The following is an 11815-nucleotide window of genomic DNA, read 5'->3' as shown; positions in this document are numbered from 1 at the left end:
TCCTTAATTTATAATCATTATACATTAAGAAGATATATCATTTTATTTAAAGCTATCTTTGCACCATGTCTTATACGAACAAAATACTGCAGTATATTACAGAAGGAGAGCATGTGGAACAGGATTTCAAATTTGAAATTTCTGATTCAAAAAAAATTGCGCGTTCACTTGCAGCCTTTGCTAACACACAGGGAGGTCGTTTGCTCGTCGGTGTTAAGGACAATGGAAATATCTCTGGTGTGCGCTCCGAAGAGGAATTTTATATGATAGAAGCTGCTGCACATATGTATTGTAAGCCCCCGGTCCCCTTTCAGGCAAAAGAGTGGGACGTGAACGGGAAGACCGTACTGGAAATAAAAATCGCAAAAAGTGACTACAAGCTCCACAAGGCACCGGATAACGACGGGAAGTTTAAAGTGTATGTTCGGGTAAACGATCAGAATTTGTTGGCTAATGCCATATACATCAATGCGCAAAAGCAGAAAAAGCGACCTGAAGGCAAGGCTTTTTTGTTGTCTGAACCCGTGAAAAAACTGCTCGATCTGCTCAGCGCTGAAGAAACCGTTACTGCCGGAAAGTTTAAACGTTTGGCTGAGATCAACTCCAGAACGGCCAACCGGATATTAACAGACCTTGTTGCCATGAACATTATCCGCATCCATTTTACGGATAAACTCACCTACTATTCACTGGTTTCTCCATCAGAAAATGACAAGTAAGGCTTGATCCTTCCCAGTTTTACTGTATCCAGACCTTCTATCCTCATAAGCTCTTCAAAATTTTCTATCGGTTTTTTATCTCTTCGGTATTCATATATGGCTTTAGCCTGGTAAAAATTCAGATATGGATGGCTTTTCAGTTGATTGACAGACACTGTATTTGGATTTAGCCTTACCAACAACGTAGTGTCAATGGTAAGCTGATCCGAAATATTATGTACCACATCGGGTTTCAGACCATAAACTTCTTTTAATTGATCCTGACTGTAAAAACCTCCCAGCCAACTCCGGTATTTCACGATACGCTCAGAAAGTACTGAGCCAATTCCGGGCAACATTTTCAGCAGAGCAGTATCAGCGCTGTTGAGTTCTATGACAATTTCAGGTTCCTTTTCAATACTCACATACTCAACCCGCTTTTCCTCTTTAACCTTTACTTCAGTTACTTCCACTACTTTAGCAGGAAAACTTTTCTCCTTTTTGCTGATCCGGATGAAAGGTTTCAATACCACGAATTCACTGTCTGATACAGAATATATTCTTCCAAGATCTTTAGCTTCACGAAATGATCCACCAGATTTTCGGTAACGTGTCATATTATTGATACTGATTGAACCAAATCCCAAACGTCGCATAGTTAATGAATCAGCTGTGTTCGGATCAAACACCGAAAGGGAATCTCTATTAAAATGATCCTCTGTGAGCCACACCTGCCTTAAAGAATCCATGTACATTGCATGTTTAAACGAATCTATTTTTGACTGGTAATAGGAATAGTCATATGGTCTATGGTTGACAAGTGTTGGCATAAATAACCTTGCAATCAGCAAAATCAGCAACAGGATGATGAGAATAATAATGCCATTGCGTTCCCGGCGCGAGTAAAAAAACCAGTCTTTCCACATGTTCAGGTTGTTTAGTAATAACCAAAGTTAACAAAAAAACTAATTCCTGTTATCAAGGACTTTAATGCGAGTAAAAGCTTCATTTATCCCAACTCTTTCGCTCCTACGGAGCTCTGATATTTTTGATGTTGATTGTCCCTACCATACAGTCGGGATCTACGGCCCTCTTTTTAAGTATCCGGTCTTTTTCTCCACATTAAATGCATTTACACAAAAACATAAGCACACCAGAGGTATGCAAGTATGGTAGAAAAATAACGCGTTTTAATAGCGAGGAGCCCGATAAGGGCGAAAGAACTTAGGTAAGTTTATTCATAAAATTCAAATACATATTCTCCTTTAAATTTTATACTAAACTTCTCCAATAATTCTAAATATTCTTCACGAAAAGTTCTTTTCCTGTGGTGTAACTCTTGTTTTGTGATGTAGTTAATTACAGCATCCCTTTGTGATCTGGAATAAGAAAATCCTCCATAGCCTTCCTGCCAACTGAATCTGCCTAAAACAAAGCGGTTTTCGTTTATCCATTTAGTTGAATTGCTTTTAATAATACTGATAAGATTTGAAATACTTGTTTTAGGGTTCAATTCAAAAAACAGGTGGACATGATCCTTATCACCATTTACAGCTAATGGGTATTGTCCACTATTTTTCAATATCCCTGATAAATATTGATGTAACCTGTCCCTGAATTTATTGGTTATTAAGTTCTCTCGTCCTTTTACAGAAAATACAATATGAATATTAAACTGGGTGTAGGTATTTGCCATTGCATTTGGATTAAAGGGTTTAACAAATATAAAAAATGACAAGAGGAAAAACAATTATTATTCTTTCGCTCCTACGGAGCTCCGTATTTTGATGTTGATCGGTTCTACCATACTGTCGGGACCTATGGTCCCCTTTTTAAATAAGCACACTGTAAGGTGTGCAAGTATGGTAGAAAAATTGAGCGATTCAATTATTAGGAGCCCGATAAGGGCGAAAGAACAGGTAAATTTTGAGTACAGATTATCATTGAAATATCATAGCCTGACTATGAATTTTCAAGGATAAATTACATTTCCCAATCAGGTATTTGTCTATTATGCACCTACAGCTGCCAGCAAAATAGAATTAAATTTAGCTTCTTCTGAATCGCTCCTGGAAGTCAATACGATTGGCGCACTTGCACCCAGCACCACCGATGCCACCTTCGCATTTGAGAAAAATACCAAAGACTTATACAGCACATTTCCCACCTCAATATCGGGAACAAGTAGTATGTCACAATCGCCGGCCACATCACTTTTGATGCCTTTATGTTTGGCACTTTCGCTGCTTACAGCGTTATCAAACGCCAGTGGACCATCAATAATACATCCCATTATCTGATCCCTCTGATTCATTTTTGAAAGCAATGCAGCATCCAGAGTGGCAGACATTTTCTCGTCAACCACCTCAATGGCACCCAAAACGGCTACTTTAGGATTAGCTATCTGAAGCCTGTGCAGGTAACTAACGGAATTTTCCAGAATACCGATTTTCTCATTCAGGTTTGGTGATATGTTCATTGCAACATCCGTAATTGCAATGAGTTTATGGTAAGTGGGAACTTCAAATAAAGCAAAGTGCGACAGCAGCTTTCCGGTACGTAAACCCCATTCTTTATTCAATACCCCGCGCAATAAATCCGGTGTTTTAACATTACCCTTCATAAGTATGTCTGCCTGCTTGTTATGAACCAGACTAACGGATAACCGAATACCTTTCAATTTATCCGGTTCATGAATAATCTGCGTCCCTTTAATGGATATCTCATGTTCATAAGCTACTTTTTCAATTTTGTTCTGGTCACCAACCAGAACAGCATCAATAATATTTTCCTCCTGCGCAGCTATTACAGCACCTAAAGAATGTGGATCATCAGCAACAGCCAGAACAAGACGCTTGGTTGGCATATCGGCTTTTAAAAGTTTGTTGAGGTCAGACAGTTTTATTAGCATGGTAAATTTTTTAATAAAAATACAGCATCTAAACAAAATGAAATATGATGAAGTTCATTCCGCTGTGTAACAAGAGCATGTGTATTGATTAAAATTCCATGACAATTGACAGGTTTTTTTGCAGATTTTAAATTTTAACTTACATTTGCAGCACAATTAATTGAACATGATTACGAACACTTTACATCACGGTCATCATTTTTTCCTGCTTCAGCGGTAGGCCGTGATTCTAATGTGTAAAAATATTCAAAGGCTTATCGTTTACCGGTGAGCCTTTTTTATTTGCATATAACTAAATAACAAATGATACGAATTGCAGTACAAACCAAAGGTCGGCTACACGAAGAGTCGATGGAGTTACTAAAAGAAGTTGGTATTAAACTCACACCAGGGAAACGTCAGTTGCTTTCTCCCGCAAAAAATTTCCCTTGCGAATTGTTGTTCCTGCGCGACGATGATATTCCTCAGTCGGTAGCAGATGGTGTGGCTGATATCGGGATAGTGGGTGAAAACGAATATCTGGAAAAAGAGCAGGATGCGGGAATCATCAAACGTTTGGGATTCAGCAAATGCCGTCTGTCGCTTGCAATACCTAAGGGTGAAGATTATCAGGGACCTGAATGGTTTAAGGGTAAAAAAATCGCTACGTCCTATCCGGTGATCCTGAAAAATTATCTGAAAGAACAGAACATCAGTGCTGAGATTCATGAGATTATGGGATCAGTTGAGATTGCTCCCGGAATTGGTCTGGCAGATGCTATATTTGATATTGTCAGTTCAGGCGGGACACTGGTCAGCAACGGACTAAAGGAAGTTGAGGTGGTCACACCTTCAGAAGCCATCATCATCGGGAACAAAAATCTGAGTGATGAGAAAAAAGCAATTATTGACGAGCTGATCTTCCGGATAGAATCGGTTCAGAGGGCCAATAATAAAAAATACATCCTGCTGAATGCTCCCAATGAAAAAATCGATGCCATAATTGAGCTGCTTCCGGGCATGAAAAGCCCTACGATTATGCCTTTGGCGGAAGAAGGATGGAGCTCTCTGCACTCCGTTATCGAAGAAAAACAATTCTGGGAAATCATCGGAAAATTAAAGGCACTTGGAGCACAGGGCATCCTCGTGATTCCTATTGAGAAAATGATAATGTAAATTTGTAACAAAAAGCAATGGAAGTTTTACGATTCCCTGACCGAAAGGAATGGAATAAAATAACAACCCGACCGGATAATGATAACAGCGGCATTTTTGATTCGGTTCAATCCATACTTGACGAGGTAAAAGCAGGTGGAGACAAGGCTGTGCTAAAGTTCGGGAAGAAATTTGACCGTGCTGAACTGGATCAGCTTTTGGTGACTGAAAATGAAATTGAAACGGCATCTAAACTGGTGGATGAAGAACTGAAAGATGCCATCAGACTGGCCGCAAAAAACATTGAAACATTCCATAAGACTCAGGTCTTTGAAGGCCAACCTGTTGAAACAGCACCTGGCGTACGCTGCTGGCAAAAAAGTGTGGCTATTGAAAAAGTAGGCTTGTATATTCCAGGCGGCACTGCACCACTTTTCAGCACGGTATTAATGCTGGCTGTTCCGGCTAAAATTGCCGGTTGTAAAGAGATTGTGCTTTGTACACCTCCCTCAAAAGACGGAACCATAAATCCGGCTATTCTCTGGACCGCACATTTTGTAGGCGTAACGTCAATTTTTAAAGCCGGTGGTGTTCAGGCTATTGGTGCTATGGCCTACGGAACCGAATCCATTCCTAAAGTTTTCAAAATTTTTGGCCCGGGAAACCAGTTTGTAACGGCTGCAAAACAGTTGGTAAGCTTAAAGGAAGTTGCCATCGATATGCCGGCAGGTCCTTCTGAAGTGGAAGTGATTGCAGATAAGGATTCCAATCCTGCATTTATCGTGTCTGATCTGCTTTCACAGGCTGAACATGGTGAAACCAGCCAGGTCATCCTGGTGACAGATACAGAAGATTTGATTGCTCCTGTACTGTATGAACTTGAAAGTCAGCTTTCAAAGCTTCCCCGAAAAGACATGGCACGAAAAGCCATCGCCAACAGCAGGATGATCGTGGTAAAAAACACAGAGGAGATTGTTGATATCACCAATCTTTATGCGCCGGAACACCTGATTATACAAAGCAAAAACTACAGTGAGATTGCGGATAAAGTAATTAATGCCGGATCCGTATTTCTGGGTCAGTATACCCCTGAAAGTGCAGGTGATTATGCATCGGGAACCAACCACACCTTACCAACAAACGGCTACGCAAGGGCTTATAGTGGTGTAAATCTGGATAGTTTTACTAAAAAGATCACTTTCCAGGAAATCACCGCACAGGGATTAGCCAACATTGGTCCTGCCATCGAGAAAATGGCCGAAGCGGAACAGCTTATGGCACATAAAAATGCCGTTTCACTGCGATTAAAAGATATAGAAGATTCTGAAAAATGAGCCAGATTGATCTGAATAAACTGCTACGAAATAATATTAAGCAGTTAAAACCATATTCCAGCGCCCGGGATGAGTTTTCGGGAACAGCTTCGGTTTTTCTAGATGCAAATGAAAATCCGTATAACGAACCATATAACCGCTATCCCGATCCGCTGCAGAGGGAACTCAAATCACGCATTTCAACAATAAAAGGAGTAGATGCATCAAGGATTTTCCTTGGAAACGGCAGCGATGAACCCATTGATCTGCTTTTCAGGGCATTTTGTGAACCCGGTAAGGATAACATTGTGGCCATGGAGCCGAGCTATGGTATGTATACCGTTGCTGCTGACATTAACAATATAAAAGTAAAACCGGCTTTACTCAACAGCGATTACAGTCTGAACACCGATACTGTTCTGAATGCTGTTGATGAGGATACAAAGCTGATCTTTTTGTGTTCCCCCAATAATCCAACGGCTAATCTGCTCAAAAAAGAGGCGATAGAACCAATCCTGGACCGCTTTAAAGGATTAGTGATCATTGATGAAGCCTATATTGATTTTGCACCTGGGGCAACATGGCTGAACCAACTGGATAAATATCCAAATCTTGTGGTTCTTCAGACTTTTTCGAAAGCATGGGGAATGGCTGCCATCCGTCTTGGAATGGCCTTTGCCGCAACTGAAATCATTCAGGTTCTGAATAAAATTAAATATCCTTATAACCTGAATATTCTCACGCAGCAGAAAGCCATGGAACTGCTGAAAGATGATGTCAAAAAAACAAATTGGGTGGATGCTATTTTAAAAGAACGGGAACGTCTGAAAGGTGAACTGCTACACATTCCGTATGTTGAGAAGATATATCCTTCGGATGCCAACTTTTTACTGGTGAAGGTTAAGGATGCTGATGGAATATATCATAAACTGATCGATAATTCTGTGATCATCCGGAACCGTAGCCGTGTAAAGCTTTGTGAAGGTTCACTTCGCATCACGGTTGGGACACCTGAGGAAAACACAAAATTAGTCACTGCACTGAACACATTAAAGGCTTAAAAAATGAGCAAACAACGCATATTATTCATCGACCGGGACGGTACACTGGTCAAGGAGCCACCGGTAGATTATCAGCTGGATTCACTGGAAAAACTGGAATTTTATCCGGGAGCGCTCCGGAACATGCATTACATTGCAGAGCTGGATTTCAAACTGCTTATGGTGAGCAACCAGGATGGCCTTGGAACCGCTTCGTTTCCAGAAGAGACATTCCGGCCGGCACATAATAAGATTATTTCTGCCTTTAAGAATGAAGGTGTCGTGTTTGATGCCGAGCATATTGATCCGTCCATGTCCGAAGATAATTCTCCTGCACGTAAACCCGGAACTGCCATGCTTACCGAATATATGAAAGGTGATTATGACCTGGGTAATTCTTTTGTAATCGGAGACAGACTAACAGATGTGCAACTGGCAAAAAATCTGGGTTGTAAAGCCATTTTGTTATCTGAGGTAATAACATCTGATGACCTGAAAACCAATGAACTGTCTGATGTTTGTGTGCTTCAAACCGGAAACTGGGATGATATTTACGCTTTTCTGAAAGCCGGGGAAAGAACAGCCGAAGTTCAGCGCACAACAAAAGAGACGGATATTTATGTCCGGATCAACCTTGACGGTACGGGGAAATGCGATATTCAAACCGGTCTTGGTTTTTTTGACCACATGCTGGAACAGATTGGAAAACATTCCGGTTCGGATCTGACAATTAAAGTTAAAGGAGATCTTGAAGTGGATGAACACCACACCATTGAAGACACTGCACTGACCCTTGGAGAAGCCATATATAAAGCCATTGGCGATAAGCGTGGCATTGAACGCTACGGCTATGCCCTGCCCATGGATGATTCATTCATTACGGTTGCACTGGATTTTGGTGGCCGGCCATGGCTGGTCTGGAATGCTGAATTCAAGCGCGAAAAAGTGGGAGATATGCCAACTGAAATGTTTCTGCACTTCTTTAAATCCTTCTCGGATGCTGCAAAATGCAACCTGTACATCAAGGCAGAAGGAGATAATGAACACCATAAAATTGAAGGCATTTTCAAAGCTCTCGCCCGATCCATTAAAATGGCGGTAAAACGCGATGTCTTTAAATTTGAACTGCCCTCTACTAAAGGGGTACTTTAATGTATTCATCCGATTACTTCGAGTCATTGGATGAATAAGTTTATTTCTTCACCCTCGCATCTACAAAGCTTTTGATAAAGATGATCATGGCGTATAGCGATGTCGCCATCATGATAACCACCCGAACCACTCCAATCTGACTATCGCGGCCAATTGCACCTGTAAGCGGTTTAACAAGTGACACCAGTAACAAAAATGTTAGTGTGACCACGATATGTGCCACTACCCTGTTTCCTCCCTGCATTGGTTTAACCATTGCCAAGAGTACTACGCCAACAAACACAGGTATCAACGCTGTAACGGAGGGAGTTTCGCTTCCAAAATACGACCACAAGCCTAAGGCTATAAGAACGATACTGTTAATCAAATTTGCCAAATATGGTTTCATCTTAATTATTTTAAAGTTTTTTCTATCCTACTATAAACCATTTTTATCCGGAATCGTTTAAAATAAGAACCTTTTATTTTTAAAACATGGCAAACGACAAACAAAGCCGGAAATCATTTCTGAAGCGAATAGGACTGACACTGGGAGCAGCAGCTGTTGCGCAACTCGCCACTGCATCAGATATTGGTTATATGAAAGATGATAAGCTAAATGATGTACAGAAAGATTTTTTACAGACGTATGAAAAATGGCTTGGTGAATTTCACGGGTTTGTAAAAAAACAAAAGGCTGACTTTACCAATCTTGAAAACAACAAAAAGCTGATGGCATTATCGGCGGAAGCCGAAGAATGGAAAAAACAGCTTGAAGTTCATATGCTGGATGAACGGTTTTCGAGATATCACGAAAAAATTACCAGGAAAGTCACCGAGGAAATAGCGTAGTTAATTACGGCACTTCGATATATTCAGTAAAAATTAGGAATTTGGATAACACAATCCGTAATTATTCATAATTCCGAATTGATTTTTTATCCTTTGATGCTGACATCTTCAAGACCGTGTTTATCCAGAATTTTGATATCCTTACCATCCAGAGAAATTAATTTATCCTGTTCAAATTCTTTCAGTAGTTTTACGGTACTTTCCATGGTTATTCCGGCAAATTCAGCGATCTCTTTTCTGGTTAAATGATGAAACACATCTTCCGCCAGAAAATCTTCCTGTGCAAGATATAGCAACGTTGTTGCAAGCTTTCCAGGCATTTGTTTATGGGTAATGGTCTTGATGATCTCCAGCAAATGGTTTTCTGTCCGGTAGTTGCGCGATACAATATTAAATGCAAAATCACGGTTATCTTTCAGGATCTTTTTCAGCCCCTCCTTATCTATCATGCAAACTGCAGACTCTTTCAATGCCATGGCGGTATAATTGTAAACACTCTCTCCAAATACCGTTGAAAACGCGATGAAGTCACCGCCTTTCATCAGGCTGATGCTTTTAAATTTTCCTCTGCCCGTTTCCACAAAAACCTTCACCAGACCATCCAGCACATACAATACATACGGGGCAAACGCGCCCTGCTTGCACACTGTCTCGCCACTGTTATAAACAATCTGACGCTTCTTGGTGCTGATAAAATCGAGCTCATCCTCTGTCAGCATCATAAAACAACTGCTCTTGCTGAATATAGAGTTCAGGTGGGGTACCTGGTGTTCTTCCATCGCATTTTATTTAAAATACGAAGATACAAAAAACAGCGATACAGCGAGGGTTTCGCTTAACGCGAAACCCTCGCTAAAGCAAATTTACTTTCTGTTTTCCTGAATTTTTAGAAGTCCGTTATAAATGGATTTTGCAATTTGCGATTGGTAATCAGGATCCGAAAACGTTGTTACATCCCGATCAGCAACTGAAAGATCAATTGAATATAATGCAGAAGGACATTCACTATGCTTGAGCACATAAAATGGCCCGCTCATAATTTTATTAGTTTCCTTGTTCAAAGATTCTGAAAGCAAGTCTTCACAACAGGAAAACGATTCTGAAGAATACTTACCATCATTAAAATAGCATATAAAATCGTTGACTCCTTTCGAAATATTATCCTGGCAATGAATGCTCAGAAAAAAGTCAGGATGGTTTTCAGCTGAGATATCCACTCGTTCTTGTAACTTCAAAAATTCATCGTCTGTTTTAGTGAGAATGATTCTAACATTATCATCATTTTTCAAACTTAAGGAATACAGAAGTTTACTGACATTCAAATTAATATCCTTTTCCTGTATGCCATTCAATACAGCTCCGGGATCTTTCCCTCCATGACCGGAATCAATTACAACTACGAAAGGTTCACGTTCTGCACCCAGATCGAAGGAGGTTAAAATAAAAAAGGAAACAGACAATGACAATGCAAAAAGAAGAGTAACCCATCTTCTGAATTTTGCAGGATTTTTTCGGTTTACCATACGTATTCTGTTTTTAGTTTGCGTAAAATTAAATCCACTGACCAATTGATAGCTTTTATTTTTTATTGAGCTATTTATCAGACAATTAAAATACATCTCCCTATCCGTTCCCGTTTTCACAACACTATCATCAGCCAGATATTCATGGTTCAACACCATTATATTTTTAAATACCCAAATCAAAGGATTGAACCAGAACGCACATTTTATCAGTTCCACCAAAATGATATCCACAGAATGAAGCTGTTTCATGTGAGCCCTCTCGTGTTGTATCAATATAGAGGACGATGCATCATCTTTTAAATCATGGCTGCTTATAAACATATAATTTAAAAAACTATATGGTTTAATCCGCTTCTCTTCTACTACCATTTTCAATCCATCAATTTTAATTCGCCCATGTCTGGCACTAAAAAGGATCAGCATAAGGTTGAAAACAAAACGGATCAAAAAGCCTGAAGCAATAAGAAAATATCCGAACAGGATTTTTTGCCGTTTTGAAAATTTGATATTCTCTGGCTCCCTAAACATAATCTCCTCATTTTGTACAAAATCCTTCTGTACAAAACTTTTTTCTGTTCTTCTAATACCAAGATCTTTAATTACGGAAGGCATATTATTTACCTTTATATTCATTGTTGGAACAATTAAGCTTAGCACCAATGCTGTTAACAAGAAGAACCTGATGAAAACAAAATTCTTAAGGGATTTAAGTAAGGTGTAATAAAGCAGAATCGCAATTCCTAAACCTATGGTGGATTTTAAAATATATTCAACCATGTCATTGGTTCTTTTGGGAAATTTGTGACTTAACCAGTTCTTTCAGCTCTTCCAGTTCTTCAACACTGAGGTCACTGTTTTTTGTAAAAAAAGATGCAAACTGAGTCGCTGAATCATTAAAAAAGAGAGAGATGATACTTTTCAAATATCCTGAAAAGTAGTCCTTTTTCTGTAGGATTGGAAAATACAATTTGTCCCTTCCAAGTTTCTTGAATCCGATATATTTTTTGGAGCACATTCTGTTCAACTGTGTTGAGATGGTAGTGTACGCCGGCTTTGGTTCAGGGAACTTTTCAACGATATCTTTCATAAATCCTTCTTCTATCTCCCAGAGATATCCCATAATTTGAAGTTCGGACTTATTAAGCTGCTTTATAACCATAAATGTAGTTTTAATACTACAAATGTAGTAATTAATTTTAAATAAGCAAAT

Annotated in this window: 13 protein-coding genes; 6 read left to right on the top strand and 7 right to left on the bottom strand. The window is 39.5% G+C overall.

Annotated features, from left to right (window positions below; genetic code table 11):
- Positions 1-65 precede the first annotated feature (65 nt).
- On the top strand, positions 66-719 hold the full coding sequence (locus ACE01N_RS02375) for an AlbA family DNA-binding domain-containing protein (protein WP_380584432.1): 654 nt from the start codon (positions 66-68) through the stop codon (positions 717-719).
- Here the strand turns inward: ACE01N_RS02375 and ACE01N_RS02370 are convergent.
- The 3 genes from ACE01N_RS02370 to ACE01N_RS02360 form a co-directional block, all read right to left on the bottom strand.
- A complete protein-coding gene (locus tag ACE01N_RS02370) occupies positions 683-1624 on the bottom strand; it encodes a helix-hairpin-helix domain-containing protein (RefSeq protein WP_380584429.1) in 942 nt (313 codons plus the stop codon). The two genes, ACE01N_RS02375 and ACE01N_RS02370, sit on opposite strands and share 37 nt — an antisense overlap.
- Before the next feature lie 308 nt (positions 1625-1932).
- Entirely contained in the window at positions 1933-2394 is a 462-nt protein-coding gene (tnpA, locus tag ACE01N_RS02365; protein ID WP_380584427.1) for an IS200/IS605 family transposase, read from the bottom strand.
- A gap of 315 nt (positions 2395-2709) precedes the next feature.
- Positions 2710-3609 carry a bifunctional enoyl-CoA hydratase/phosphate acetyltransferase gene (locus tag ACE01N_RS02360; protein ID WP_380584425.1) on the bottom strand — a complete coding sequence of 300 codons (900 nt, stop codon included), beginning with the start codon at positions 3607-3609 and terminating at the stop codon, positions 2710-2712.
- A 303-nt stretch (positions 3610-3912) separates the two neighbouring features.
- On the opposite strand from ACE01N_RS02360, the gene hisG reads away from it, so the two are divergent.
- Genes hisG through hisB form a run of 4 tightly spaced genes read left to right on the top strand, consistent with a single transcriptional unit; the run spans position 3913 to position 8248 of the window.
- Positions 3913-4764, top strand: a complete 852-nt coding sequence (gene hisG / locus ACE01N_RS02355; RefSeq protein WP_380584423.1) for an ATP phosphoribosyltransferase — start codon at positions 3913-3915, stop codon at positions 4762-4764.
- A 17-nt stretch (positions 4765-4781) separates the two neighbouring features.
- Positions 4782-6077, top strand: coding sequence for a histidinol dehydrogenase (gene hisD / locus ACE01N_RS02350; protein WP_380584421.1), 1296 nt, complete (start codon positions 4782-4784; stop codon positions 6075-6077).
- Positions 6074-7117, top strand: a complete 1044-nt coding sequence (gene hisC, locus ACE01N_RS02345) for a histidinol-phosphate transaminase (protein WP_380584419.1) — start codon at positions 6074-6076, stop codon at positions 7115-7117. Before hisD ends, hisC begins: the two co-directional genes overlap by 4 nt.
- A 3-nt stretch (positions 7118-7120) precedes the next feature.
- A complete protein-coding gene (gene hisB / locus ACE01N_RS02340; protein WP_380584417.1) occupies positions 7121-8248 on the top strand; it encodes a bifunctional histidinol-phosphatase/imidazoleglycerol-phosphate dehydratase HisB in 1128 nt (375 codons plus the stop codon).
- A gap of 40 nt (positions 8249-8288) precedes the next feature.
- On the opposite strand, the gene ACE01N_RS02335 is transcribed toward hisB, so the two are convergent.
- Positions 8289-8504, bottom strand: a complete 216-nt coding sequence (locus ACE01N_RS02335) for a hypothetical protein (protein ID WP_380584415.1) — start codon at positions 8502-8504, stop codon at positions 8289-8291.
- Positions 8505-8722: 218 nt separating this feature from the next.
- Between ACE01N_RS02335 and ACE01N_RS02330 the strand changes: the two genes are divergently transcribed.
- Positions 8723-9079: a hypothetical protein gene (locus ACE01N_RS02330; protein ID WP_380584413.1), complete on the top strand. Its 357-nt coding sequence runs from the start codon at positions 8723-8725 to the stop codon at positions 9077-9079.
- 86 nt (positions 9080-9165) lie between these two features.
- Here the strand turns inward: ACE01N_RS02330 and ACE01N_RS02325 are convergent, their stop codons facing one another.
- The 3 genes from ACE01N_RS02325 to ACE01N_RS02315 all read right to left on the bottom strand — a co-directional run bounded on the left by ACE01N_RS02325 (position 9166) and on the right by ACE01N_RS02315 (position 11764).
- The gene (locus tag ACE01N_RS02325) at positions 9166-9858 is read right to left on the bottom strand and encodes a Crp/Fnr family transcriptional regulator (RefSeq protein ID WP_375727765.1); all 693 of its coding nucleotides are present in this window, start codon (positions 9856-9858) and stop codon (positions 9166-9168) included.
- A gap of 84 nt (positions 9859-9942) precedes the next feature.
- A complete protein-coding gene (locus ACE01N_RS02320) occupies positions 9943-11382 on the bottom strand; it encodes an N-acetylmuramoyl-L-alanine amidase (RefSeq protein WP_380584410.1) in 1440 nt (479 codons plus the stop codon).
- Between the two features lies 1 nt (position 11383).
- On the bottom strand, positions 11384-11764 hold the full coding sequence (locus ACE01N_RS02315) for a BlaI/MecI/CopY family transcriptional regulator (RefSeq protein ID WP_380584408.1): 381 nt from the start codon (positions 11762-11764) through the stop codon (positions 11384-11386).
- Between the last annotated feature and the right edge of the window lie 51 nt (positions 11765-11815).

The organism is Quyinboa ferrireducens (genome assembly GCF_042436675.1).
In the GTDB taxonomy this organism is placed as follows: Bacteria; Bacteroidota; Bacteroidia; order Bacteroidales; family UBA5342; genus JBHJHP01.
This window is presented reverse-complemented; position numbering and strand designations above follow the sequence as displayed.